The following is a 26,350-nucleotide window of genomic DNA, read 5'->3' as shown; positions in this document are numbered from 1 at the left end:
GTCGTCAACGGGACGGGCTTACTCGGGCTTGGCGTAAAAGGCGGCCAGTGAGCGGGTGTAGAGGCAATAGTTGATGGGATTCTTCACCTGAAAGATGGTCGGCTCCTTGGCGCCGGCGGGCACCAGCATCAGGCTGACTTTGTCGCCGACCCTGGCACGCTCCAGACCCAGGCCTTCGCGGTTGTCGAACTTCACGTCCATATAGTACAGGTAAGGCGCTATCCAGCCCACGTAGCCCATTTTGCTGGCGCCCGAGAGGCTGCGGATTTCCAGGTCCTGGTAATTGCGGGCAATGGCCTGCTGAAACTCCACCGCGTTCAGCGGCGTGCCCCGCAGCACGGGCATCACGTCCCACTGCCCGTCGAGCATCGCCCATTTTTGCCGGTCGGGCAGCCAGGTTTCCAGCAATACGTGGCCGGCCCCGCTCTCGGTGGTTTCCACGTCCCGGGTTTTCAGCCCCAGCACCCGCGACTTCAGCCCGTAGGCGTTCAGGCAGGCCGTGGCCACGATGCCGTACTCCACGCAGCGAAACTGCTTGCCGGTTTGGGCTTCTTCCAGGATGGAAATGGCGTCCTTTTTTGCGGGCTCATTGCTGCCGTCGTGGCGCCAGCGCTGGTGCACCCAGTGCAGCAGGCGCAGGGCGCGCTCGGTGTCGTCGGCGGCGCCCTGCACCACGGCGTCCAGGTGGTACTGCTCGCGCAGCTGGGCGAGGTAGGCGTTGCCCGGGCCGGTTTCGTAGCGGAAGGCGTAGGGCGTGGCCGGGCGGGGGCGCTCAAAGCGCAGCGGCTCGGCGGCAAAGGCGGTAGCGCGCAGCTCCGTCAGGGCGTAGCGGCCGTCGTCGAGGCGCACGTAAAAGCGCTGCACGTCGCCGGGTTTCAGCGTGTAGCGCACCGAGTCCTGATCGGTGCGAAACACCACGGTTTCCTTGGCCGCGTGCAGGCTCAGGGTCAGCACGTCGGGGCTGGCTTCGGGGGCAATGCGCCAGTTGCCGTTCACCCACTCCCGGCCCAGGCGGTAGTCGGCCCGCAGCGCGTGGGCCTTGATAACGGGCAGGCCCTGGTAAATGGCGGATTGGGCAAGGGCGCTGACACCGACCAGCAGCAGCGAGGGCAGCAACAGGGTTTTCATAGCGGGCGGAGAAATATTCGTGTGCCCGAATAGATGTACCCACCCTGGCTACCGTTGCCCGGGCTGCCGTTTTTTCTGCGCCCCCGCACTTCCCGCCACAGCGGCCCGCCCCGCCCCTTTTTTCAGCGCACCAGCGACAAAAACACCGCCGTCAGGGCTACCACGATGAGCGTGTACGCGCCCAGCGCCAGCCACTCGGCCCGCTGCTTGAAATCGTGCGGGAAGCGCTGCCGGATGCGCTGCTGCACCCACACCGAGGCCAGGAAGCCAACCAGCACCAGGCCCAGCGCCACCTGGCTGGGCAGCACCTGCCGGAACATCAGCAGCAGGGCCAGTAGCGGCACCAGGCCCACCAGGTAGCCCAGCAGCCGGGCGCGGAACAGGGCGGCGCGCTGGACGGGCGGCGGCGGGGCGGGGGTAGACGCTGGTCGGCGTTTGGCGGGCTTCTTGGGCATTTTCAGGTGGTTCCAAAAGCTATTTTGCGGATTGCCACTGCTGGGTTTTTCGTAGCTCCGACAATAGCGCGTACAGTCTGGTCAAGCCGAAGGTAGCCTTCTCCCCTTCATCAATGACTCTGACACGCCGGCCGGGATAGGCAAGCGTCAGGGTAGCATCTGGAACGTGGTTGATGAAGGCCCGGTAGCGAGGCTGCAGCTGACCGGCGTCCAGGTAGTTTGCCAGTTCGTTAATTTCGGCCAGTGGTGCAGCCGCCACGGTGGCGGTGAGCTGTTCGCAGACGGTAGGACCATCTTGCTTAAGCACCGGCCCTTGGCACGCGCTGTATGCCGCTGCCCCTCCCGCTTGCAGTACGAGCTTGGACACGAAAAAATCATTGTAGGCGAAATCGTGCTTGTAGGAAAGGCTATCGAGCCGCCCGTACCGGCCGGGCTTCGGGTTGTATTCGGTGAAGCCTCCGAAACGATAAGTCAGCAGGAACGTCTGCCCATCCCGCAGGCTATCGACCTGCAAAATCGGCGGAGCAAAATCCTGGTAGCGTAACAGCGGTATTCCGCCCCGGTACACCACCTGGGCCACCGGGCCGTAGCGCGTATGGCGGCGCCCCAAGTCGTCGACTACAAGTGAGTCGCCCATGTCCAGCAGGCAGACTACCTCGCTGGTTTGCGGATACGGGGCGCCGTAATCCAGCAGGCCGGTTACCACCAGATCCGGCCGCCCGTTGCCGTCCAGGTCCACTCGTTCCCAAGCCCGTACGCCCGCCCGGCGGTAGCGCCACGCTACTCGCGGATCAGGTACCCGCAAAGTCGTATCGACGGTAAAGTGGTCGTACACCGCATCAACCGACGCCAGTAGCTGCTGCACCTGCGCGGCCGTTCGGATAGCCGCTATAACCGGCCGCTTCACCCGCTTCTGCGGCGCCCGTTCTGAACGGGCAGCGGCCGACGGTGTATCCTGCGGGGTGGAGTCAGGCCGGCAGGCGCTCAGCAGCAGGCCTACCATGCAAGAAAAGAGAAGCCTCCGTATCAAACCGCCACCGCTGTACCAAGCTGAGTTGCTGGTGCGCGCAGCCAAGAGGATTTCACTGCTACTCACTACTTATTTCTCTACCTCCTGCCAACGCAGCGAATTACGCAAAGCCAGCATTTTCTCATAAAGCAGCTCCAGCCCCATCGAGCCTTCGCCGCCGTCGTCATCAATCTGCTTGAAGCCTCCTTCGTAGGCTACTGTTAAGTAGTAATGCGGGTGATGGTTGCCGCTCCTGGTGTACGTCGCCCGCCGCCGCCCGATTCCCGCGTAGTTGATTAGGTCGGTTAAGGCTTCAAATTCCGCCTTCGCCAGCCCGGCCACGCGGTTCGTTACCACGCCATCGGTTTCTTCCCGGCAAACGACAAACCCGGAATCGGTGATGGTCATGTCCACTTTTACCTTCCTGTGGTAAGACATGAAGTAAGACAGCGCGATACTTTCGACCCGCTGGGCGCCTGGCTGGGGATTGTATTCTATCAGCCCGCCGTGTTTGTAAACCAACCGGTAGCGCCTGGACGTCCCCAGCCGGCCGCCGAACCGACGCACGTAGGATTTGGCCTCTATCAACTTGGTAACTCCTTTATCGGCAACGACGGGCAGAAAGCAGTACTTACTGCCATAGTTTACCCTCCGAACGGTGTATTTATCCCCGTCAAACGCCATAACCAGCAGTACTTCCTGCCGGTTGGCGTCGCCGATTGCCAGCAGATCGGTGCGGCCGTTGCCGTCGAAGTCTGCCTTTACCCACGGTTTCACCCCCCGCTTGCGGGCCTGGCATTTACAGTCCCGATTGCGAATGGACAAGGTGTCGGAAACCGTCACGTAGGAAAAATGGCCCGCCGTGTCGGCGGCGTGAATCAGCTCTTCCACCGCCTGCGCCGTGTTGATGCCGTCTATCCGGTTGCCTGCCGACGGCTGCGCGGGGCTGCTGCGGGCCACCAAGCACTGCACCAGCAGCGCGCCCAGCCAGGTAGCCCGCCCCCTCACGCCTTCTTCTCAAACACGAACTTCACCTCGCCCTCGGCCGTGACTTCCAGCGCGGCTTCGAACTTCTGGCCCGTGCGCTGGGAGGTGAAGCCGCGGATGACGTCGGACTTGCCGCGGCGCAGCAGCTTGGCCACCTGGGCGTCGGTGAGCAGGCGGCCGCAGAGCTCCAGGGGCACCCGGAACTGGCAGTCTTCGCGGAAGCGGGAGCAGCCCCAGGCGGTTTTGCCCTTGAGCATGGTACCCAGGCGGCACACCGGGCAGGGAATCTGCTGGGGCTTGTCGTCGGCGGCGGGCTTGCTTTCGGCGGCGCGCAGCAGCTCCGGCTCGTGCTTGGCGTTCAGGCCGATGGCCGCGTCGAACTTCTGGCCCACATCGTCGACGAAGCCCTTGATGACGGGCGTGCGGCCCTTCGTGAACAGGGCCGAGAGCTGCTTATCGGTGAACTTCTTGCCCTCGAACACCAGCGGCAGGCGGAACTTGCAGCCGTCCTTCCAGCCCGAGCAGCCGTAGGCCGTTTTGCCCTTGAGCACGTGGCCCTTGCCGCAAGCCGGACAGGTGCCCAAAGCTCCCTCGGGGCCGGGCGTGGCGCTGGCGGCGGGCTTGGGGGCGGTGGGTTTGGCTGGGGCCTTGCTGCCGCCGTTCTTGGCCGCCGCAGCCGCCGCGTCGGTGGCGGTGGGCGGCAGGGCCACCATGCGGGCACGGTCCTGCTTCACCTCCAGCACCATTTCCTGCACCAGCGTCTTCAATTCGGCCAGGAACACGTCCGATTCCAGGTTGCCGGCCTCGATCTGGCGCAGCTTCCGCTCCCACTGCCCAGTCAGCTCGGCCGATTTCAGGGTGGGGTTGCGAATCAGGCCAATCAGCTCGACACCGGTGGGCGTGGGCACGATGCGCTTTTTCTCGCGCAGGATGTAGCCGCGCTTGAACAGCGTCTCGATGATGGCGGCGCGGGTGCTGGGCCGGCCGATGCCGTTTTCCTTCATAGCCAGGCGCAGCTCCTCGTCGTCCACGTTGCGGCCGGCGGTTTCCATGCCGCGCAGCAGCATGGCCTCGGTGTACTCGCGCGGGGGCTGGGTTACTTTCTGGTCCAGCCGCGGCTTGTGCGGCCCCGATTCGTCCTTCACGAAGGCGGGCAGCACGGTATTCACCACGTCATCGTCGCCCTCGCCGGCTTTGGCGGTGCTGGGGGCCTGCTGCTGCGTCGGGTCGCCGTAGACGATGCGCCAGCCGGGGCTTAGAATCTGTCGGCCGCGCACCCGGAAGGGGTAGCCAGCCGCCGCCGCCGTCACGGTCGTATTCGAGACTTCGCAGTCGGGGTAAAACGCGGCCAGGAAGCGGCGCACGATGATGTCGTACACGTTCGTCTCCCAGGTGCTCAGCCCGCCGGGCGCGTTGCCGGTGGGGATGATGGCGTGGTGGTCGGTGACTTTGTTGTTGTTGAAGACCTTGGTTGACTTACGGATTTTCTGCCCCAGCAGCGGCTGCACCAGGCTGTGGTAGGGCCCGCTGATGCCCTGCAGAATACCCGGAATCTTGGCGTACTGGTCGTCGGGCAGGAAGGTGGTGTCGACGCGCGGATAGCTCACGACCTTCTTCTCGTAGAGCGCCTGCACGGTTTTGAGCGTGTCCTCGGCCGAGAGGCCCAGCTGGTTGTTGCACTGCACCTGCAGGGAGGTCAAATCGAACAACGAGGGCGGCGACTCCAGCGCCTTCTTGATTTCGACGCCGGTAATGACCAGCGGCACATCCTTCACTGCCTCCATCGCCTTATCGGCCTCTTCCTGGCTCACGAAGTAGCCGCGGGCCTTCAGGCGGGCCTTTTCGTCGGGCTCGTCGTCCTCGGCCTTGCCCTTCTTGGGCGGGGCCACGTGGCTGAACATGGTGCCCCGGTACTCGGTGCGCAGCACCCAGTACGGCTCGGGCTTGAAGTTCTGGATTTCGTGGTAACGGTCGACCAGCAGGGCCAGCGTGGGCGTCTGCACCCGGCCCAGGCTGAGCACCTGCCCCCGGCCCTGGGCGTATTTCAGGGTAAACAGGCGGGTAGCATTCAGCCCCAGCAGCCAGTCGCCGATGGCGCGGCTCTTGCCAGCCATGTATAGCCGGTCAAACTCTTTCCCGTCGCGCAGGTTGGCGAAGCCCTGGCGGATGGCCTCTTCGGTCAGGGACGAAATCCAGAGGCGCTTGAAGGGCTTGCGGTACTTGGCCTCGGTCAGCACCCAGCGCTGAATCACCTCGCCCTCCTGCCCCGCGTCGCCGCAGTTGATGACTTCCTCCGCGTCGGCCAGCAGGCGCTTGATGACGGCGAACTGCCGGCGCACCCCGTCGTCCTCCATCAGCTTGATGCCGAAGTTGTCGGGCAGCATGGGCAGGTCGTGGATGCTCCAGCGCTTCCACTCGGGGTGGTAGTCCTGGGGCTCCTTGAGGGTGCAGAAGTGCCCGAACGTCCAGGTGACCTGGTAGCCGTTGCCCTCGAAGTAGCCGTCCATGCGCAGGCGGGCGCCGAGCACGTTGGCAATTTCGCGGGCGACGCTGGGCTTCTCGGCAATGCAGACTTTCACGGACCGCTGATTAACGTTGATGATGCAGTGATGGCGCTGACTCCGGCGGGCTCAGCGGCGTTGAATCAACAAAGATAACCGGAGAAAAAGTCGGGGCGGGCGGGGGAAGTTGCGGCCGGGAGGCCTGCAGCACGCCCGGCCAGCCGTTTGCGGGCCTGCCTTTGGCCGGCAGCTTATCGAGCAAGGTTGCCGGGGCTGCGCCGGGCCGCCAACGTCCCTGCCTCGCTGGCCAGGGCCCCGGCCTGACTCGGCGGCCTTCTGTTCTGCCCCTGCTGAAAGCGCAGCCCCGCCGGCTCGGTGCGGCGCCGGCCGACGGCGAAATACCCCACTGAATCAGCCGGCCCCGCCGGACGCTACTCTTTCACTACGATGGGCTTGAGCACCGCGCGGTGATAGGTGAAGGTACCGACCCGCCCGGTCTGCACCTGAGAGGGTTTCAGCCAGTAGGTTTCGCCCGAAAAGGAAAGCTGTACCGCCTGCAGCTGATAAGCCAGCGTGCGGGCCCGGGAGTTATAGATGTCCGGATTCAGCTGCAGGTGCATGCCGGGCAGGTCAAGGGTAGAAGCAAGTTTGCCGTTGGTGCCCCAGTCGGCTTTCTCGCTGACCTTGAAGTCCAGCTCCACCTGCAGTTCGTCCGTCTCCGGCCAGTACATCAGCAGGGGCTGCTCCCGCGACTCCGGCTCCAGCAGCAGCGACAGATCGGGCGCGCCGAATTCAATAATCGAGGAGTCGGCCAACACCTGAAACGTCCGGCTTTTCAGGTTATCGGGACGGAATATGCTGACGCCCATGCTATAGCCCGTCAGGGCGTGGTGCAGGGCCGGGGCCGTGCGGGCCGTGGGGTACTCGGCCGCCCCGGGATTAACCCGCACCAGCCGCCCGCGGGGCGTGGCCTCCACGAAGACATTCTTTGCCACCTCGCCGGATGGGGAGCCGGGTCTGGCCGCGTACTGACGCAGCCGGGCCTTCAGGTCCCGGACTTCCCTGCGGCCCGGGCGGTCCAGCAGATTTACGTTCAACCGGCCCTCAACCGTTTCGAGGGGGTGCAAGGTGCGGTTGATGTCGCGCAGCAGCCGGTCGGTACTGCGGATGCTGCGCACGGTCTGGGCGTAAGCTTCCTGGTCGGCCTGCTGCTTTTTGTAGAAATCGAGCCCCGAGGCTACTACCGACACCACCGACGAGACGACAAAACCCGTCAGCACCTTGCGCCCCACGGGCGTGAGCCGCTTGGTGTCAGGAATGTGAAAGTCGTACAGCATGCCCGCCAGGCCCAGCAGCGTGGTGATAAGCGTGGCAAGAAGTTGAAGGAAATAGATAAAAACGTCCAGCATAGCCGCAGAAGAAGGTTCTAAGCTACGCCCGGGGACCTATTTGGGCCAAATTTAGTTGCCGGCGGGGCGCGCCGCCGGCCGAGCAACACGGCTTCCGAGTGCCCCAGAGGTTTACCGGGACGAACAAGCGCGCATAGCCCCCACCGCCCGGCCCCGGCTACCCCCGTCCGGCCTGGGCGACGCGCGCCGCCTCCCCGGCCGCCAGCGCCACTTTCAGCTGCTCCATGCTCCCGATGACGCCCGCAAACTGCGCCGCCTCGAACCGCTCGTGGTACTGCTGGTACTGGCGCAGCAGCTTGTCGAGCACGAACTGGGTTTCGTCGGCGTAGCCCTGCTGGCCCACGCACAGCAGCGCGTCGAAGATCAGTGCCTTGATGTAGTCCAAGCGCTGCACCGACCAGGCCAGGCACAAGGCCGTGATGACCTCGCGGCGGAAGCCGGGGGCGCGCTTCATGCGGCGCTTCCACTCGTTGTGCTGCACCTTGTGGGTCATGTACACCACCGCGTCGTTTTCACCCTGAAAGGCCTTGTTCAGCGTGCCCTGGGCCGACCGCCAGTCCTTGTACTGGGCCGTGAGGTAGGTCACCAGCGGAATGAGCACCGCCAGCAGCGGGGCGTAGCTGCGAAACAGGGCCCAGCCGGTGGTTTCGGGAGGCGAGGCAGCCAGGCTTTGGCCGAAGCCCGCGGTGGAAACGAACAGCAACAGGAAGGCAACGAGCCGGTTCATCAAATCAGGACGAGTAATCGAAGGCACTGGCCACGCCGCCAGGCGGCGGACGCGAGCCTGAAGATAACCACCCAGGCCGCATCGAACCGAACAGCTGGCGGCCGCTCCTGACTTTTGGCGGGCGGCTCAAGCCACCGTCAGCACGATTTTGCCGGCCGCGTGGCCCTGCTCGCTGTAGCGGTGCGCGGCCGCGGTGTCGGGCAGCGGAAAGGCGGCGTCGATGACGGGGCGGAGCCGGCCGGAGCCCAGCCACTGGGCCAGCTGGCGCATATCGGGGCCGCGGTCCTTGGTCACCACGATGCGCAGCTTTTTGTCGGAAAACACGCTGCGCGGCAGGCCCAGGGCCAGGTCCCGGGGGTCGGGCACGGTGGTCACGTAGCGGCCGCCGGGGCGCAGGGCCGCCCGGCTCTGCTGGTAGCTGCTGCGGGCCACGGCGTCGAACACGAGGTCGTAGCGGCCGTGGTCGTGGGTGAAGTCGTGCTCGGCGTAGTCGATGACTTCGTCGGCCCCGAGGCCCCGCACCAGAGCCGCGTTGCGGGCGCCGCAGGTGGCCACCACGTGGCCGGCGCCCAGCAGGCGGGCCAGCTGCACGGCCAGCGTGCCCACTCCGCCCGAGGCGCCGTTGATGAGCACCCGCTCGCCGGCCTGCAGGCCGCCCCGGTCGCGCAGGGCCTGCAGGGCGGTGAGGCCGGCCAGCGGCACTGCGGCGGCCTGCTCGAAGCTCAGGCTGGCGGGCAGCGCGGCGGCCACGCGGGCGGGCAGCACGGCGTACTCGGCATTGGCCCCGCCCAGGCTGTCGACCATGCCGAATACCCGGTCGCCGGGCCGAAACTCCCGGACCGCCGCCCCCACGCGCTCCACCACGCCGGCCACATCGCGGCCCGGAATCTGCGGAAAGCGGAACCCCGACACCAGCTTCAGGTCGCCGCCCCGGATTTTCCAGTCGACGGGGTTGACGCTGCTGGCGTGCACGCGCACGAGCAGTTCGTCGGCCCGGGGCTCGGGCGTGGGCTGCTCGCCGTACTGCAGCACGTCGGCGGAACCGTATTCGGCGTAGTAAATGGCTTTCATGGGCGGGGCGGGAAGTGCCGTTGGCCGTACGCGCCAATCGGCGGGGGGCATGGCAGCCCGGCCACCGGCGCGGCCGGGCTGCAACATACGACGCCCGGCCCGGCCGCTGCGCGCGTCCACAAAAAAACCTCCGTGCCAGGGGCGACGGAGGTTTTCGGGCTGGGTGGGTGAGCTATCAACCCACGCCTGCACTAATGGCGGGCCGCAGATTAACCGCGCCGCCCGGCCTGTTTGGCCGAGGCGTTGAGGTTCACGGCTTCTTCGGCCTGTTCTTCTTCCGACATTTCCGGCGCCAGCGGGTGGTTCTGCTCCGGCTGAGCGGCCGGCGCCGGGTGGCCGTTGTCTTCCTGCTGCAGCTTTTCCAGCAGCACCTGGGTACCGGCGGTCAGCACGGCTTTGTCGCGCTGGTAGATGTGCTGGAACTCGTTCAGGTCTTCGGTGCTCACCTCCAGGTCTTTCAGCAGGCCCTCGCGGATGTCGTACACCAAGCCGTGCAGCTTGGGCGGATTCTGGCGCTTGCGGGCGTTCTGGATGATGGTGGTCTTGGCCAGGTTGCGCACCTGCTCGATGACGTTCAGCTCCACCAGGCGGCGCAGACGCTCCTCGTCGTCCTTGATGCGCAGCAACTCGGTTTCGTGCAGCCGGATGACGTCGCGGATGTTGGTCAGCCAGTTGTCGATCAGGCCGTACTGGTTGTTGGAGGCTGCCGCGGCCACGCCGCCGCAGCCGTAGTGACCTACCACCATGATGACCTCCACCTCCAGCACCTCCACCGCGTACTGCAGCACCGAGAGCAGGTTCATGTCGGTGTGCACCACCAGGTTGGCGATGTTGCGGTGGGTAAACATTTCGCCCGGGCCGGTGCCGGTGATGCCCGAACCGGGCACGCGCGAGTCGGAGCAGCCGATGAAGAGGTAGCGGGGCTTCTGGCCCAGCGAAAGTTTTTCGAAGTATTCGGGGTCTTTAGCCAGTTGGTCTTTTACCCAGCGGCGGTTGCCTTCGAATATTCGTTGCATGTGGGGAGGGGTGTTCTTGGGAATGACCATGACGGCAGTCGTACGGCAGATAAAAATGGGAAGGAAAGCGGTGGAGCTTCTACGCAGTCGGGCACCGGCAGGCCGACTTAGTGGCCCCCGACCTGCACCTGCGGAATGCTGCGCAGCTCCAGTTGCACGCCGCGGTCGGCAGCGCTCTGGCGGAAGTTCTCGATGGCTTCGAGTACGTCGTAATCAATGGTGATGGAATCGGAGCCATCCAGAATTACGCGCGTACCGGGCTGGAAGCGGTCCAGGGTGGTGGTAATGGCCGCTTTGTTGAGGAAAGTCACGTGCTCAGACAGCTTCACGTGCACGGTACCGGGCAGGTGGTCGGGCTCGTAGTGGAAAAACAGCGCCGACTCCGCGTTGGCCTTCAGGATAAAGAAGGCCGCCACCGCCAGGCCCACGCCCACGCCCTTGAGCAGGTCGGAAGCCAGAATGGCCACCACCGTCACCACGAAGGGCACAAACTGCGCCCAGCCCAGGCGCCACTGGCCCGAGTAGAGAGCCGGCTTGGTGAGCTTGTAGCCCACCAGCAGCAGCACCGCGGCCAGGGCCGACAGCGGAATCAGGTTGAGCACGTCTTCGAGGAAGAGCACCGCCAGCAGCAGCAGCACCCCGTGGATAAAGGCCGAGAGGCGCGACTGGGCGCCGGCATTGAGGTTGGCCGAGGAGCGCACGATAACGGCCGTCAGCGGCAGCCCGCCCAGCAGGCCCGAGAGGGTGTTGCCGGTGCCCTGAGCCAGCAGCTCGCGGCTGGTGGGGGTGCGGCGCTTCTGCGGATCGAGCTTATCGACGGCTTCCACGCTCAGCAGCGACTCCAGGGAGGCTACCGCCGCAATGGTGGCCGCCAGCAGGTACACGCCCGGGCCTTTGGTCAGCACCGACCAGTCGGGAAAGCGCAGCACTTTGCTCAGGTCGTCGAGGCCGCTGATACTCGGCAAATTCACCAGGTGGGCCGTTTGCACCTGCCACTCGGGGCGCAGCGCGCCCAGCAGCTGGTTCATACCGATGGCCGCCAGCACCACCACCAGCGCCCCGGGCAGCAGCTTGAGCACGGGCACGCGCTTCATGTACGACTGCTCCCAGAGCAGCAGCACCGAGAGGGAAATCAGGCCGATAAGCATGGCCCCGGGCTGCAGCCTGGACGCGGCGCGCTGAATCTTGTCCAGGGCCCCCACGAACTCGGATTCGAACAGATCAAGGTCTTTGAAGAAGTCTTCGTCGCCGCCCAGAAAGTGCGGTATCTGCTTCATTAGCAGAATGACGCCAATGGCCGCCAGCATTCCGCGGATAACCGATGTGGGGAAGTACATGCCGATAACGCCGGCCTTGAGCAGGCCCAGGACAAACTGCATAACCCCGGCCAGCACCACGGCCACTAGGAAGGCTTCGTAGCTCCCCATTTTCTGGATGCCGCCCAGCACGATGGTGGTCAGGCCGGCGGCCGGCCCGCTCACGCTCAGCTGCGAACCGCTGATCCAGCTCACCACCAGGCCGCCGATGACCCCGGCAATCAGGCCGGAGAGCAGCGGGGCGCCCGAGGCCAGTGAAATGCCCAGACACAGCGGCAGCGCCACCAGAAACACCACTAGCCCGGCCGGCAAATCCTTGCTCAGGGTAGAACCCATAGCCCGCGGCTGCGGGACGTTGGCCGCCATGTGCGGCTTCGGGTCCGGAACTGTTTTGAATGCTTCCATGGGAGGGGAATCCTGAGCCGGTCAGCACTGCTGCCTGCGACGCTGCAGGCTAAGCACACTTCCCGAGTATAGCCCTAAAGGTTAGTACCCCGTCTTAATCTCCCGTTAAAAGGGTATTAAAAAGAGGTTAAAAGCATCCTGCTCATCCGCCCGCTGCTGGGCAGCCCCAACCGCTCAGCGCCTTGCCGCCCAATGGCCAGGCATGCCGGTAGGCTCCCGAGGCACCTGCGGCGCCGCGCCCGGGGAATTTACGCGGTTATATCAGGCCCTCGGCAGCTCCAGCAGCACCCGGGTACCCGCGCCCAGTTCGCTCTGGATGTGAATAGCTCCGTGGTGCAGCTCCATAATTTTGTGGGTGAGCGGCAGGCCAATGCCGTGGCCGGGCACGCCCCGGGCGTTGTCGGCGCGGAAAAACGGCACGAAGACCTGCTGCCGGTCGGCTTCACTCATGCCCACGCCGCGGTCATGCACTTCCAGCAGCACCCGGCCGGGGCGGGCGTGCAGGGTGGCCATGATGGGCTGGTCGGCGCCCCGAGAGAATTTGCAGGCGTTTTCGAGCACGTTGAGCACGGCCGAGAGCAGCAGGGCCTCGTTGCCGCGCACCAGCGCGTCGGGGGCCTCGGGCGGCAGGTGAAAATCCAGGTCGATGCGGCAGGTGGGGTGGCGGCGCTGCAGCTCCTCGTGGGCCTGCAGCAGCAGCTCGTCCATGTGCAGGGGCTTCAGCGGCACCTGCGAGGGGTCGTCGGAGGCGCGGGCAATCTGCAGCAGCCCGTTGGCGAGGTCCTTGAGCAGCCGGGCCGCGTCGAGGGTGTTGCGCAGCACCTGCTGGTAGCCCTCGGCGGTGCGCGGCTGCAGCAGGGCCACTTCCAGCTCGCCGATGAGCACGGTGAGCGGGGTGCGCAGTTCGTGCGAAGCGTCGCGTACGAAGGTGCGCTGGCCCGCAAAGGCGGTTTCGAGGCGGTCGAGCAGGCTGTTGAAGGTGCGCGCCAGCTGCGACACTTCGTCCTGGCCCTCGGCCCCGGAAAGGCGGCGGTGCATGTCCGAAGCCGTGATGCTGCCCATTTCCTGCACGGCCCGGCGCATGGGGCTCAGCGCCTGCCCGGCAAACACCCAGCCGCCGATGCCGGTCATCACCATGGCCACCAGCAGGCCCAGCCCCAGCACCCCGCGCAGGGTGCGCAGCTGCCGCTGGCTGTCGGTGTCGACGGACCAGGCCACCACCAGGTAACGGCTGCCGTTCGGGGCGCGGTAGTGCAGGCCCAGGGTGTAGTGCCAGCCCGCGTCGCGTCGCAGCAGCGGCTGAACATTGGTGCTCAGCCATTTAGCCGGCATCTGGCGCTGCGTGGCCTGGCCCTCGCGGAATACCACCCGTCCGCTGGCGTCGTAGATGCGCACTTCTTCATCGGGCAGGGTGCGGTAGAGCTGGCGCAGGTAGCGGGTGTAGGCCGCGCGGTGCCGCTCGTTGGTTTGCAGCTGCTGCCCGTCGAAGTACACGTGGCCCACCACCCGGGCGCGGCTGCGCAGCGCCTCGGCAAAAAACTGGCTGCGCGAATAGTACGTGAAGCCGTACACCAGCCCCGAAAACAGCAGCAGCGTGACGGCCACGATGGCCGCGTACTGCAGCGCCAGCCGCAGACGAATGGACATGAGCAGTGAGATGGTGAGGTGGTGAGGTGGTGAGTTTGATGTTGGAGAGGTCAGTCCTGCGCAGCTGGCGCAGACCACGCGGCTTACGCAAGCAGAACGGCACTCACCAGTTCACCATTTCACCTTATTCATTGACCTTGGCCACGTAGCCCATGCCCACCAGGGTATGAATGAGCTTGGGGGTGAAGTCTTTGTCGATTTTTTTGCGCAGGAAGTTGATGTACACGTCGATAACGTTGGAGCCGGTATCGAACGAGGTTTCCCACACGTGCTCCAGGATGTCGACGCGCGACACGACGCGGCCCTGGTTGCGCAGCAGGTAGTGCAGCAGGGCAAACTCGCGGGCGGTAAGCTGCACCGGCTGGCCCGCGCGCGTCACCACCTTGCTGACGGGGTCGAGGGTGAGGTCGGCGAGGCGCAGCTGGGGCTGGGCGGGTTGGTCCTGCCGCCGCCGGGCCAGCGCCCGGATGCGGGCCAGCAGCTCCTGAAAAGCAAACGGCTTGACGAGGTAGTCGTCGGCGCCGGCGTCGAGGCCGCGGATTTTGTCGTCCGTCTCGCCCAGGGCCGTGAGCATCAGGATGGGCACGGCCGGATTGTGGGCGCGCACCTGCCGGCACACTTCTAGCCCGCTCAGGCCCGGCAGCAGCTGGTCGAGAATGATCAGGTCGTAGGAGGTGGAAAGGGCTTGGCGCAGGCCCAGCACCCCATCGGCCGCCACGTCGACGGCGTGGGTTTGTTCGCTCAGGCCTTTTTGCAGAAAGGCCGCCACTTTGGGCTCGTCTTCAACCAGGAGAATCTTCATACGCGCAAAGAATACGCGGCCGAAGGTAGGCGGTTGCCTGCGCTTCCGGACGTATCGGTCCACATTAATGCCCCTTTAATACTACCTGCAAGGGTATTTTGAACAAAAACTATTACAAATAATTAATGGAATAAGTAAAAAATAACTTGACTCTTAGATTTAAGTCCTATATGTTTAAGGAAAAATTACATCATCATGATTCACCAACCCTTCTTGCGCTGACAGGCTTCTCCAAGCCGGCTTCCCCGCCACGGGCGGCCCGCTTACCGGAAACCTGTCAGTAGTTAAGCCAACTCCACCACCACCATGGCTTACCCTTCCCGGATCAACCGCCTGCCCCTGGCGGTGCTGTGCCTCTTGCTGTTATGGCTCGGAGGCTGCATTTCGCAGCGCAAGCTGCCCTACCTGCAAAGCCCGACTTACTCCACCCGCGCCCCCGTGGCCGTGGCCAATGCCCCCCAGCCCTACCGCCTGCAGCCCAACGACGTGCTGTCGGTGCGCGTGCAGAGCGTGCAGCCGGCCCTGAACGAGATGTTCAACGTGACGGACACGCGCAGCGTGATGGCCGGCGACCCGGGCAACATGTTTCTCGCCGGCTACAACGTGGACGCCAACGGCACCATCAACCTGCCCACGGTGGGCAAGATCAAGGTGCAGGGCCTCACCGTCGACGAGGCGCAGGCGCTGGTGCAGCAGCAGGTGAGCCGCTACGTGCGCGACGCCAACGTGCTGGTGAAGCTGCTCTCCTTTAAGATAACGGTGCTCGGGGAGGTGCGCACGCCCGGCCGCTACTTCGTGTACAACGGGCAGGCCACCGTGCTGGAGGCCCTGGGCCTGGCCGGCGACCTGACCGAGTACGGCAACCGCCAGAATGTGAAGCTGATCCGGCCCACGCCCCAGGGCAACGAGGTGGTGCTGCTGGATCTGACTGACCCGGCCCTGCTTGCCTCGCCCAACTTCTACCTGCTGCCCAACGATGCCATCTACGTGGAGCCGCTGGTGGCCCGTACCCGCCGCGCCAACGCGGGCAACCTGGCCCTGCTGTTCTCGGGCATCTCGGCGCTGGTGCTGATTCTGAACTACATCAAGATAACCAATTAGCGGCGGCCGGACGCGCTCCGCGCCGCCCGGCCGCCCCCGTAAATCTGCCCCGGCTATGGAACCACGCACCGCTGCCTCCGACGAGCTTGATCTTCACCTGCTGTTTTTCAAGCTGCGGGCCCGCTGGCCCCTGTTTCTGGCCGGGCTGCTGCTGGCCGGCGCCTGTGCCTGGCTGTACCTGCAGACCAAGGCGCCGGTGTACGACTTCCGGGCCACCATGCTGCTGGGCAACCAGAGCTCGGGCTCGAAGCGGGCCCAGGAGCTGCTGAACCTGCTGGAAGTCAAGGACCGGGGCATCAAGATGGAAGACGAAATCGGGCTTATCAGCTCGGCCGGCATGGTGCGCCAGGTGGTGCAGCGCCTGCCCGGCTTCCAGGTGAGCTACTTCGCCGCCCCCAACAACTGGCTGAACAAGGTGCGCCTGCTGCAGGTGCGGGAGCGGGCGCCGGGCTCGGTGCCCTTCCGGGTGGTGCCCGATCCGGCGGCGGCCCAGCTCAGCGGCCTGCGCGTGCAGGTGCAGCCCCTGCCCGGCGGCAAGTACCGCCTCACGGCCCGGGCCAAGCAGGGCCAGCTCACCAGCCTGCCCACCGGCGAGCTGGTGCGCCAGGTGCTCGATGTGAACGTGGACCAGACCGTGGCGGCCGGCGAGCCGCTGCAGCACCCGCTGCTCAGCCTCACCATCGAGCCCGAGCCCGGCGTGACGCCCGACCCGCACGAGCGGTACTACTTCACCCTCAACGACCTGGGCAGCGTGGCCGGCGACTACCAGGGCCGCCTGCAGGTGCGCTCCGTCGACCACGAGTCGCGCATCATCGAGCTGACCACCAAGGGCACGGTGCCGGCCAAGGAAAAGCAGTTTCTGGACACCCTGATGAGCGTGTTCATCGCCGAGGACCTGCGCGAGAAAAACCTGACGGGCCAGAAAACCGTGGCCTTCCTCGACTCCGAAATCCGCAAGCTCAGCCAGGCCCGGCAGCAGTCGGCGGCGGCGCTGAGCACGTTCCGGGCCACCCGCGGCGTGGTCGACGTGAATGCGCAGTCGACGGCGGGCATTCAGCAGGCCGCCGGGCTGGAGCTGGAGCGCAGCCGCCTCACCTCGCAGCGCAGCTACTACCAGAACCTGCTCGGGCAGCTGCGCGCCGACCGTACCGTGACGGCCGCCGCCGCCGCGGGCGTGCCCGACGGGGTGCTCAGCAGCCTGATCCTGCAGCTGGCCGACCTCTCCAACCAGAAAGCCGGCCTGGTGGTGAATGCCAGCGTGAACAACCCGCTGGTGACGGTGCTCGATGAGCGCATCCGCACCACCAAGTCGTCGTTGGAGCAGAACCTGGCCAGCATGATTCACAACATGGACATTCAGCTGGCCGACATGGGCGGGCAGCTGGGCCGGGTGCGGGCCGACATGAGCCGCATGCCCGAAAACGAGCGGGAGCTGGCCGTGCTCAAGGGCAAGTCGGACTTCAACGACAAGAACTACAACTTCCTGGTGGAGAAGCGGGCCGAAGCCGCCATCACGCTGGCCACCAACTCGACGGACAAGAAAGTCATCGACGCGGCGGCCATGAGCAGCGCGGGTGCCTCGGCCCCGCGGCCGATGTTTGTGGGCCTGGTGGCCCTGCTGGTGGGGCTGCTGGGGCCGCTGGGCCTGGCCCTGCTGCTGGACAAGGCCAACCGCCGCATTCAGAGCAAGGAAGACCTGGTGCGCGTGACGGACATTCCGATGCTGGGCGTGGTGGCCCACGGCAACAAGCAGGAGCGCACCGACATGCTGCGCAACCCCAAGGGCCCGATTGCCGAGTCGTTCCGCTCCATCCGCGTGAACCTGCAGTACCTCTCGGCGGGGCTGGATAAGAAAGTATTGGGCGTCACGTCCTCGGTGCCGGGCGAGGGCAAGAGCTTCTGCGCGGTGAACTTGGCCGCTGAGCTGGCCCACTCGGGCCGCCGCGTGGCCCTGGTGGAAACCGACCTGCGCCGCCCCACCGTGGCCAGCTACTTCGACCTGGACCGCGACGCGCCGGGCCTGGCCGCTTACCTGGCCAACCTGGAGCCGCTGGGCCGCTGCCTGCGCGCCTCGGGCATTCCCAACCTCGACGTGCTGATCTGCGGGGCCATTCCGCCCAACCCGACGGAGCTGCTGGAAAGCCCGCGCATGGCCGGCCTGCTGGAGCAGCTGCGCGCCGAGTACGACTACGTGCTGCTCGACACCCCGCCGGTGGGCTACGTGTCGGAGTACTTCGTGCTGCTGCGCTACCTCGACGCGAACATCTACGTGGTGCGCCAGAACTACACCGACCGCTCGCTCATTGCGCAGATCAACGAGCTGTACGCGGAGGGCAAGATCAAGCACGTGTACATGATTATCAACGACATGCACTTCAGCAAGACCTACGAGTACCGCTACAAGAAAAACGCCTACGCCTACGGCTACAGCTAGGCGCCGGCTCCGCTCGGAGCCGCTCCGCCCCTGCCGCCCACCGCCGCGCCTTCTTTCCACCTCGTCCCCCGCGCGTATGGCTCCCTCCCCTACCACAGCCCCTGCCGAAGAACCCCAAAGCCTGACCCGGGCCGCCGTCCACGGCGTGAAGTGGACCACCGCGGCCACCCTGACGACCTCCGTGCTGCAGGTGGGCTATACCGCCGTGATGGCGCGGCTGCTCTCGCCCGAGGCCTTTGGGCTGGTGGCGCTGGCCGGCATTCTGCTGCGCTTCGGCTCCTACTTCGCCCAGATGGGCATGGAGCAGGCCATCATTCAGAAAGCCGAGCTGACCCCGCGCGACGTGCGCGCTGCCTTCACCTCCTCGGTGGGGCTGAGCGTGGTGTTTGGCGGGCTGCTGCTGCTGCTGGCCCCGGTGGGCGGGCACCTGCTGGAGCAGCCGGCCGTGGTGCCGGTGGTGCGGGCCCTGTCGGGCGGCCTGGTGCTGGTGGGGCTGTACTCCACCGCCATCAGCCTGCTGCGCCGGCAGATGCGCTTCCGCACCCTGGCCACGGTGGAGGTGACGGCCTTCCTGATCGGCTACGCGGGCGTGGGCATCGTGCTGGCCTGGCGCGGCTACGGCGTGTGGAGCCTGGTGGGGGCGCAGCTGGCCCAGGCCGCCGTGCTGCTGGTGCTGGCCTACGCCGCCACGCGGCACAGCATCCGGCCGCTGTTCGACTGGTCCACTTACCGGCCGCTGGTGCACTACGGCGGCTGGTCGTCGGTTATCAGCTTCTGCGAGTACATGACCGGCGAGCTGGACAAACTCAGCATCAGCCGGCTGTGGGGCGCCGCCGCCGTGGGCCTGTACTCCCGCGCCTGGATGCTCATCGGCCTGCCCATCTACACGCTGTCGTCGAGCGTGGCGCGGGTGGCGCTGCCCTCCTTCAGCCAGGTGCAGCACGACCGGCCCCGGCTGCGGGCGGCCTACCTGCGCAGCCTGGTGCTCATCGGCAGCGTGATTCCGCCAATTTGCCTGGGGGCCGCCGCCGCCGCGCCCGAGGTGGTGCGCGTGATGCTGGGCGCGAAGTGGCTGGAGGCGGTGCCGGTTTTTCGGCTGGTGTGCGGGGTGTTTGCCCTGAGCATGATGAACATGTTTGCCGCCACCGTGGCCGACGCTACGGCCACGCTCAGCCGCAAATTCTGGCTGACGCTGGCCCACGCCGGGGCCCTGCTGGGGCTGTTCTGGCTGCTGCGCGGCTTCGGGCTGCTGGGCGTGGCGGTGGGCGTGCTGCTGGGCGAGGTGCTGCGCACCGTCTTCTACGTGCTGCTGATGCGCCGCGTGCTCGACGTGGCCCCGCTGCGGGTGCTGGCCTGCTACGGACCGGCCCTGGTGCTGAGCGCGGGCGTGGGCCTGAGCATCGGGGCGGTGGGCTGGCTGGGGCAGCAGGCGCAGTGGCCGCTGGCGCTGCGCTTCGCGGCTGAGCTGGCGGCCGGGGCAGTGAGCCTGGGCGGGCTGGCCCTGCTGCTGCCGCTGCGCGAGCTGCACACCGAAGTGGCCCGGCACCTGGGCCACCTGGAAGTACCGGGCACGGCCGGCCTGCAAAGCTGGCTGCGCCGCCACGAGCTGAGGGCCGAGGTTCGCGTGTCGTCCGATTCCACCGCTAGCGTGCTGGTGCCATGAAAATCAACCTCCGCTTCCTGGTGCTCGGCGTGTTCGTGGCCATCCTTATCACCGACCGGGGCTTCAACCAGCTCTTCTTCGAGCGCGAGGACGACGCGCTGCTCGGCAAGTACTACTACCTGCTGGTGGGCTTTTCGCTGGCCCTGAGCCTGCTGAACCTGCGCTACATGTCGGTGGGCATGCGCCGCTGGTTTTTCGCGGTGCTGACGGCCCTGGGGCTGCTGGCGCTGGAGTCGTACCAGGGCTGGGGCTCGTGGATGGTGTACCCGCACGTGTTCAGCAAGCTCACGGTGCTGCTGCACATCTTCGGGGCCTACGCCTACTACCGGCGCGTGGGCCAGCCGCCCTTCGGCCCGCTGGTGTTCCTGATCTTGCTGGGCCTGGGCATCAACCTGGCCTTCTTCAACAGCGACTCCCTCTCGCTCAACGCGTTTCTGAACAACGAGCGGGGTTTCGTCACCACCTCGGCCTACCTGTTTCTGGTGGTGGGTTTGCTGAACCTGAACTGGTTTTTGCAGCGCGGCCACCTGCTGCACGTCTGCCTGTTTTTCGGCTGCATGGCCATGATTGTGTTCTTGCAGCACCGCACGGTGTGGGTGAGCACGGCCGTGGCCCTGCCCCTGAACCTGCTGCTGCTGCGCCGGGTGCCGGGCGTGCGGTTTTCGCCGCAGCGCCTGCTGGTGCTGGGCCTGCTGCCGGTGCTGGTGGGCGGCGTGGGCGGCGTGGCGGCCATCCTCGACAACCCCAACGTTATCAAGCGCCTGGAAGCCAGCATCGAGGACATTCAGAACCCCGACAAGCAGGGCACCGGCAGCTGGCGCATGAAGCAGTACGAAGCCTACGAGCCCGTGCTGCGCGAGCGGCCCGTGCTGGGCTGGCGCCTCGACGGCTTCGAGCTGCCGGTGCAGTTCTACAGCGACGACACCGACGCGCCCATCTGGGAAAACTTCACCGGCCACCACTTCCACAGCTTTTACCTCGACCGCCTGTTCTACTTCGGCATCGTGGGCGTGCTGCTGGTGCTGCTGATGCCGATTTATGTGGTGGCGAAGCGTCTGCTGCAGCCGGGCCCCATTCCGGCCGCCACGGCCGCGCTGATGGCCTGCTGCGCCACGCTGGTGGTGTACGCCATTTCCTACGACTGGCCGGCCTACTACTACGCCCTGGTGGGCCTGATGCTGGCCGGCGTGCAGGCCTCGGCGCCGGTTCCGGTGGCCGCGCCGGCCCGGCGGCCCCTGGCGCATACCCTGACTTCCCCGGAGCCGGCCCCGTCGGCGCTTACTTACTGATGCTGCCCCGCCTGCTCCACTTCTCTCCCCTATTGTATGCGCATCCTCTGGCTGGCCCCGTTCCCCCATCCGCACCGGAGCACCACGCACCCCGCCCCCTGGCTCACCTCCCTGGCCCGCGCCCTCGGCACCCAGCCCGACGTCGAGCTGACCATCCTGAACTGGGATGAGCAGCAGACCGCGCTGGTGGAAGCGTTTGAGCACCAGGGCCTGCGCTTCATCTTCCTGCGCACGCCCCGCAACCGGGCCGACATCCTCACGCTCTACACCCAGCGCATTGCCCGCACGGCCGCCTACCTGCGCCGCCACGCCCACCGCTACGACCTGATCCACGTGCACGGCTCCGAGCTGCAGTACCAGGCCGCCGTGGCCGGGCTGCCGGTGCCAGTGCTGCTGTCGGTGCAGGGGCTGGTATCGGAGTGCCTGAAGCTACTGCCGGAGTGGCTGACCATGCGCCGGGCCCTCTGGACGCTGGCCAGCTACTACGAGCGGCAGCACCTGCCCCACATCCACGACTTTTCCTGCCGCACGCACTGGGACAAGGCCTGCATCACGCGCCTGAGCCCGGGGGCTCGCATTCACCACAACTGGGAAATGCTGCGGCCGGAGTTTTTCCGGGCCGAGCGCCCGGCCCTGCCACCCGCCGTGCCCCAGATTCTGTTTATGGGCGGCACCCAGCGCATGAAGGGCTTCCGCGAGGCCATGCAGGCCTTCGACCTGGTGCGCCGGCAGCGGCCCGCCCGCCTGGTGCTGGTAGGCGACAGTCATGCCGAGGAAGTAACCCAGTACATCCGGCAGGCCGGGCTGCGCCACGTGCACCCCGCCGACGTGGAATGCCGGGGTTACCAGAGCACGGCCGAGCTGCTGAAGCTGTTCGGGCAGTCGTGCTGCCTGCTGCACCCCTCCTACATCGACAACAGCCCCAACAGCGTGTGCGAGGCCCAGGTGGCCGGCCTGCCGGTGGTGGCCTCCGACGTGGGCGGCGTCAGTTCGCTGATCGAGCACGAGCACACCGGCCTGCTCTCCGACCTCAACCCGGAACATCTGGCCGCCCAGGTGCTGCGCCTGCTGCAGGAGCCCGGCCTGGCCGAGCGCCTGGCTGCCGAAGCCCAAACCGTGGCTCGCCGCCGCCACGACCCGGCCATCATTCTGGAGCGCACCCTGGCCATTTACCGCACGGTGCAGCAGGCCCACGCCGGGCCAATAGACCTGACGACGCCCCGCCCCCTCGCTTACGCTTAACCCCCCCTCTCCGCCATGAATCCACTGTTTCGCATCTGGGGCATCCGCAAGGCCGTGCACTTGCTGCTCAATGCCTGGTTTAACGCCCGCTACGCCCGGCGCCTGGGCCACGCGGTGCAGGTGTTCGGCCTGCCGCTGCTCGAAGTCGAAAACTGGCAGAACATCCGTATCGGGCGCGGCGCCTGGCTGATTTCCGACTCGTTTTTCAGCCAGCCCGGCGTCAACCACCCGGTGATGATCCGGCTGATGAGCCCCGAAGCCAAGCTGACCATCGGCGACGACTTCGGCATCAGCGGGGGAGGCATCTGCGTGCAGACGGAGGTGCGCATCGGCAACGGGGTGATGATGGGCGCCAACGCCTTCGTGGCCGACACCGACTTTCACCCGCTGGGCACCGACAGCCGCCGCTTCAACTTCGACAATATCCGCAGCCGGCCGGTGGTCATTGAGGACAACGTGTTCATCGGCATGAACAGCATCATCCTCAAGGGCGTCACCATCGGCCAGAACGCCGTCATCGGCGCGGGCAGCGTGGTCACGCGCGACGTGCCGGCCAACGAAATCTGGTCGGGCAACCCGGCCCGGTTCGTGCGCCGCCTCGTGGCCGACGAGCCCCGCCCCGCAGCCCCGGCCGCCGCGCCGCCCGCGGTACCGGCTGCGCTGACGGCTGTGCCCGCCGCCTAGTCTTTCTCTGCCACTGACTGCCTACTCCTTACTATGACCACGACACCTACTGCCGCGTTTCCGACTTCGGTGCTGCTGCTGGTCTTCAACCGGCCCGAGCCCACCCAGCACGTGCTCGACGCGCTGCGGGAAGTGCGGCCGGCCCGCCTTTACGTAGCCGCCGACGGCCCCCGCGCCCACCGCCCCACCGATGCCGCTCTGTGCCAGCAGGTGCGCGAGCTGGTGCGCACGGCCGTCGACTGGCCCTGCGAGCTGCACACCCTCTACCACGACACCAACCTGAACTGCGGGGTGGCCCCGGCCACGGCCATCAGCTGGTTTTTCGGCCACGAATCGGAGGGCATCATCCTGGAAGACGACTGCGTGCCCGCGCCCGAGTTTTTCCCCTTCTGCCAGGAGCTGCTGGCCCGCTACCGCCACGACAGCCGCGTGATGCACATCGGCGGCAACAACTTCGCCGCCGAAGCCCTGCGCCCCCTGCCCGCCGGCGCCGACTCTTACTACTTCTCGGGGCAGGTGAACAGCTGGGGCTGGGCCACCTGGCGCCGCGCCTGGCACCTGTTCGATTTCAACCTGCGCCTCTGGCCCGAGCTGCAACAGCGCGGCCTACTGGGGCGACTCTACCCTTCGGCCCTGGAGCGGCGCTACTGGCTGCCCAAGTTTGCCGCCCTGCACGCCGCCCCCACCCCGCCCGATATCTGGGACTACCAGTGGCACTTCGCCGTGGCAGCCCACTCCGGACTGACCATCGTGCCGGCCGTGAACCTGGTGCGCAACATTGGCTTCGGCCCGGGCGCCACCCACACCTTCGACGCCGGCGACGCCCACGCCGACGTGCCCACGGCCGCGCTCCAGTGGCCGCTGCAACACCCGCCAGCCGTGCTCTGCGACCGGGCCCGCGACCAACGCCGCTTCCGCCGCTTCGTGCTGGAGCGCGTGGTGGCCCAGCTGCAGCGCCTGCTGCGCCACCTGGTGCCCGGCGCCGCCAAACCAGCGCTGCCTGCGGCTCCGGCCGCCGTGGCCCTGCCGCAGCCCGCTCCGGCTCCGGCGCCCGAGCTTGCTTCCTCCACCATTCAGCTGGCCCGCTCATGAACGTGCTGCTTTCGGCTTACGCCTGCAACCCGCGCCACGGCGGCGAAGGGGGCAACGGCTTCCACTGGGCCTGGGAACACGCCCAGCAGGGCCACGACGTGTGGTGCCTGACCACCGAGTTTGAGCGCAACGACCTCGATTCCTACCTGGCCGAGCACGCCCACGACCCGATAGCCCAGCGCCTGCACATCGTGTATGTGGCGGTGGCGGCCTGGGTGCAGTTCCTGTACCGCTGGCAGTTCGGCGTGTACGTGCACTACCTCGTGTGGCAGCACATGGCCTGGCGCCGCGCCCGGCAGCTCGACCGCGCCGTCGACTTCGACCTGGTGCACCATGCCACCTACGGCAGTCTGCAGATGGGCTCCGAGCTGTGGCGCCTCGGCAAACCCCTGATTTTCGGGCCGGTAGGCGGCGGGCAGCAGGCCCCCAAGGCCTTCCGTCGCTACATGCCCGGCTGGTTCAAGACCGAAACCATGCGCGACGCCATCGGCGGGCTGCTGATGACGCTGCGCCCCAACGCCCGCCAGACGGTGCGCCACGCGGCGCTGGTGCTGGCCGGCAACCGCGAAACGGCCGCCCTGGCCCGCCGCCTCGGCGCCCGGCGCGTGGAGCTGTTCCTCGATACCGGCCTGCCCGAGTCGTTCTACGGCCGGCAGTACGTGGAGCGGCGCCCCGGCCCCGAGCTGCGCCTGCTCTGGCTGGCCCGCCTCTACCCGCGCAAGGCCCTGCCGCTGGTGCTCGAAGCCCTGGCCCAGGTGGCCCCGGCGGTGCGCTTTCACCTCACCGTCATCGGCGACGGACCGATGGGCCCGCTGGTGCCCGGCTGGCTGGCGCAGTACGGCCTGACCGAGCGCGTGACCTGGCGCGGCGAGGTGCCCTGGCCGCTGATTCAGGGCGAAATGCTGGCCCACGACGTGTTCCTCTTTGGCAGCCTGCGCGACTCGTTTGCCTCGCAGTTTCTCGAAGCCATGGCCTGCGGCCTGCCCATCATCACGCTGAACCACCAGGGCGCCCGCGACTTTATTCCCGACTCAGCCGCCATCAAAGTGCCGGTGACCACACCCGAAGTCACTTCGGCGGCCCTGGCGCGGGCCGTGGAGCAGCTGGCCGCCGCGCCGCTGCGCCGCGCCGCCATGGGCCGGGCCGGCTACGAATACGCCCTCACCCAAACCTGGCCCGCCCGGGCCGCCCGCTTCCGGGCCCTGCTGGCCGCGCTGCCCCTGCGCCTGCCGCAGCCCGCCCCGCTTCCCGCCCGCACCCCGGCCCCCACGCCCGCTCCCGACCCGGCCATGCTGGCCGCCAGCTGACGCGCCTTCCGTCCCTCTCCAGTTCTCCACTTCACCATCTCACCGATGCTCTATATCGTCATTCCGGTGTTCAACCGCCTGGCGTACACCCGGGCCTGCCTCGACGCCCTGCGCCGTCAGACCACCCAGCAGTTCCGCACGGTGGTCGTCGACGACGGCTCCACCGACGGCACCGCCGAAGTGCTGGCCCGCGAGTACTCCGAGGTAATCGTGGTGCCCGGCACCGGGCAGCTGTTCTGGACGGCCGGCGTCAACGCCGGGCTGCGCCGCGCCCTGGCCGAAGGCGCCGACCGCCTGATGACCATGAACAACGACGTGGTGGCCGCGCCCGACTTCGTGGCCCGCATGCTGCACTGGGCCGAGCGCTACCCTGACGCCCTGCTCGGCGCCCTAGAACTCGACGTGCACTCGGGCCAGCCGGTGTACGGCGGCGAGCAGTTCAGCTGGCTCACCCACCGCAGCGAGGATTTGCTGAGCAAGCTCACCCCGCCCCAGCGACGCGGCCTGCACCCCGTCACCTACCTGCCGGGCCGCGGCCTGCTCATTCCGGCGCAGGTGGTGGCCGCCATCGGCCTCTTCGACGAGAAGCGCCTGCCCCACTACCTGGCCGACTACGACTACACCAGCGTGGCCCGCCGCCACGGCTTCCCGGTGTACCTGAACTACGACGCGCACCTGCTCACCTACCCCGAGGAAAGCGGGCAGGAACAAACCCGCAGGCAGCGCAGCCTGCGCGGCTACTACCAGCACCTGTTCGGCATCCGCGGCGGCGGCAACCTGGTCAATTTCACGCATTTTGCCCTGAAAAACTGCCCGCCGCTGCTGCTTCCCTCCTTCCTGCTCAACGGCTACGTGCGCCGCCTCGGGGGCTACTTCCTGCACTGATCGGCAGCAAAAACAAGAACGTCATGTCGAGCAAACCAGCGCGTCAACAACAGGCCGTCATGTCGAGCGAAGTCGAGACATCTCGCGTGCGGCGGTGAACGATGCAACCAGCACCTCAATAACAGAACGTCATTCCGAGCTTGTTGAGGACCCGAAGGAAGGCGTTGCCAATCTCGCGTG

At 66.7% G+C, this 26,350-nt stretch carries 21 protein-coding genes; 9 read left to right on the top strand and 12 right to left on the bottom strand.

Translation table 11 applies throughout. The annotated features are described in order from the left end of the window. Positions 1 to 18: 18 nt before the first annotated feature. The 12 genes from DLM85_RS00565 to DLM85_RS00510 all read right to left on the bottom strand — a co-directional run bounded on the left by DLM85_RS00565 (position 19) and on the right by DLM85_RS00510 (position 14,473). On the bottom strand, positions 19 to 1,128 hold the full coding sequence (locus tag DLM85_RS00565; RefSeq protein ID WP_111476127.1) for a transglutaminase domain-containing protein: 1,110 nt from the start codon (positions 1,126 to 1,128) through the stop codon (positions 19 to 21). Between the two features lie 122 nt (positions 1,129 to 1,250). Further along, the gene (locus DLM85_RS00560) at positions 1,251 to 1,583 is read right to left on the bottom strand and encodes a hypothetical protein (protein ID WP_111476126.1); all 333 of its coding nucleotides are present in this window, start codon (positions 1,581 to 1,583) and stop codon (positions 1,251 to 1,253) included. A 19-nt stretch (positions 1,584 to 1,602) separates the two neighbouring features. Beyond that, the gene (locus tag DLM85_RS00555) at positions 1,603 to 2,586 is read right to left on the bottom strand and encodes a hypothetical protein (protein ID WP_111476125.1); all 984 of its coding nucleotides are present in this window, start codon (positions 2,584 to 2,586) and stop codon (positions 1,603 to 1,605) included. Positions 2,587 to 2,682: 96 nt separating this feature from the next. After that, positions 2,683 to 3,555: a hypothetical protein gene (locus DLM85_RS00550; RefSeq protein ID WP_165821954.1), complete on the bottom strand. Its 873-nt coding sequence runs from the start codon at positions 3,553 to 3,555 to the stop codon at positions 2,683 to 2,685. Between the two features lie 41 nt (positions 3,556 to 3,596). After that, positions 3,597 to 6,158, bottom strand: a complete 2,562-nt coding sequence (locus tag DLM85_RS00545; protein WP_111476123.1) for a type IA DNA topoisomerase — start codon at positions 6,156 to 6,158, stop codon at positions 3,597 to 3,599. A 353-nt stretch (positions 6,159 to 6,511) separates the two neighbouring features. Beyond that, a complete protein-coding gene (locus DLM85_RS00540; protein ID WP_111476122.1) occupies positions 6,512 to 7,489 on the bottom strand; it encodes a hypothetical protein in 978 nt (325 codons plus the stop codon). A 157-nt stretch (positions 7,490 to 7,646) separates the two neighbouring features. Beyond that, positions 7,647 to 8,216: a hypothetical protein gene (locus DLM85_RS00535; RefSeq protein WP_111476121.1), complete on the bottom strand. Its 570-nt coding sequence runs from the start codon at positions 8,214 to 8,216 to the stop codon at positions 7,647 to 7,649. Between the two features lie 126 nt (positions 8,217 to 8,342). Next, positions 8,343 to 9,287, bottom strand: a complete 945-nt coding sequence (locus tag DLM85_RS00530; protein WP_111476120.1) for an NAD(P)-dependent alcohol dehydrogenase — start codon at positions 9,285 to 9,287, stop codon at positions 8,343 to 8,345. A gap of 209 nt (positions 9,288 to 9,496) precedes the next feature. Continuing rightward, positions 9,497 to 10,303 carry a carbonate dehydratase gene (gene can, locus DLM85_RS00525; protein ID WP_111477458.1) on the bottom strand — a complete coding sequence of 269 codons (807 nt, stop codon included), beginning with the start codon at positions 10,301 to 10,303 and terminating at the stop codon, positions 9,497 to 9,499. Between the two features lie 107 nt (positions 10,304 to 10,410). Next, positions 10,411 to 11,955, bottom strand: a complete 1,545-nt coding sequence (locus tag DLM85_RS00520; RefSeq protein ID WP_243635829.1) for a SulP family inorganic anion transporter — start codon at positions 11,953 to 11,955, stop codon at positions 10,411 to 10,413. Between the two features lie 330 nt (positions 11,956 to 12,285). Beyond that, a complete protein-coding gene (locus tag DLM85_RS00515) occupies positions 12,286 to 13,671 on the bottom strand; it encodes a HAMP domain-containing sensor histidine kinase (protein ID WP_111476118.1) in 1,386 nt (461 codons plus the stop codon). Positions 13,672 to 13,795: 124 nt separating this feature from the next. After that, the gene (locus tag DLM85_RS00510) at positions 13,796 to 14,473 is read right to left on the bottom strand and encodes a response regulator (RefSeq protein WP_111476117.1); all 678 of its coding nucleotides are present in this window, start codon (positions 14,471 to 14,473) and stop codon (positions 13,796 to 13,798) included. Between the two features lie 306 nt (positions 14,474 to 14,779). Here DLM85_RS00510 and DLM85_RS00505 point away from each other — a divergent pair, with 306 nt between their 5' ends. The 9 genes from DLM85_RS00505 (at position 14,780) to DLM85_RS00465 (ending at position 26,170) form a co-directional block, all read left to right on the top strand. Beyond that, positions 14,780 to 15,574: a polysaccharide biosynthesis/export family protein gene (locus tag DLM85_RS00505; RefSeq protein ID WP_111476116.1), complete on the top strand. Its 795-nt coding sequence runs from the start codon at positions 14,780 to 14,782 to the stop codon at positions 15,572 to 15,574. A 55-nt stretch (positions 15,575 to 15,629) separates the two neighbouring features. Continuing rightward, positions 15,630 to 18,008, top strand: a complete 2,379-nt coding sequence (locus DLM85_RS00500) for a polysaccharide biosynthesis tyrosine autokinase (RefSeq protein WP_111476115.1) — start codon at positions 15,630 to 15,632, stop codon at positions 18,006 to 18,008. Between the two features lie 76 nt (positions 18,009 to 18,084). Further along, complete coding sequence (locus DLM85_RS26155; RefSeq protein WP_111476114.1) at positions 18,085 to 19,671, top strand: lipopolysaccharide biosynthesis protein; 1,587 nt, start codon at positions 18,085 to 18,087, stop codon at positions 19,669 to 19,671. Continuing rightward, positions 19,668 to 20,960, top strand: coding sequence for an O-antigen ligase family protein (locus tag DLM85_RS00490; protein ID WP_111476113.1), 1,293 nt, complete (start codon positions 19,668 to 19,670; stop codon positions 20,958 to 20,960). The genes DLM85_RS26155 and DLM85_RS00490 overlap by 4 nt, the downstream gene beginning before the upstream one ends. Before the next feature lie 36 nt (positions 20,961 to 20,996). After that, a complete protein-coding gene (locus DLM85_RS00485; protein WP_111476112.1) occupies positions 20,997 to 22,202 on the top strand; it encodes a glycosyltransferase family 4 protein in 1,206 nt (401 codons plus the stop codon). 15 nt (positions 22,203 to 22,217) lie between these two features. Then, positions 22,218 to 22,886, top strand: a complete 669-nt coding sequence (locus tag DLM85_RS26150; protein WP_111476111.1) for an acyltransferase — start codon at positions 22,218 to 22,220, stop codon at positions 22,884 to 22,886. Between the two features lie 33 nt (positions 22,887 to 22,919). Next, positions 22,920 to 23,978, top strand: a complete 1,059-nt coding sequence (locus DLM85_RS00475; RefSeq protein WP_207890936.1) for a nucleotide-diphospho-sugar transferase — start codon at positions 22,920 to 22,922, stop codon at positions 23,976 to 23,978. After that, positions 23,975 to 25,285, top strand: coding sequence for a glycosyltransferase family 4 protein (locus DLM85_RS00470; RefSeq protein WP_111476110.1), 1,311 nt, complete (start codon positions 23,975 to 23,977; stop codon positions 25,283 to 25,285). Before DLM85_RS00475 ends, DLM85_RS00470 begins: the two co-directional genes overlap by 4 nt. Positions 25,286 to 25,330: 45 nt before the next feature. After that, a complete protein-coding gene (locus DLM85_RS00465; protein ID WP_111476109.1) occupies positions 25,331 to 26,170 on the top strand; it encodes a glycosyltransferase family 2 protein in 840 nt (279 codons plus the stop codon). The last annotated feature ends 180 nt before the right edge of the window (positions 26,171 to 26,350 follow it).

Origin of the sequence: Hymenobacter edaphi (genome assembly GCF_003258365.1) — a bacterium.
In the GTDB taxonomy this organism is placed as follows: domain Bacteria; phylum Bacteroidota; class Bacteroidia; order Cytophagales; family Hymenobacteraceae; genus Solirubrum; species Solirubrum edaphi.
This window is presented reverse-complemented; position numbering and strand designations above follow the sequence as displayed.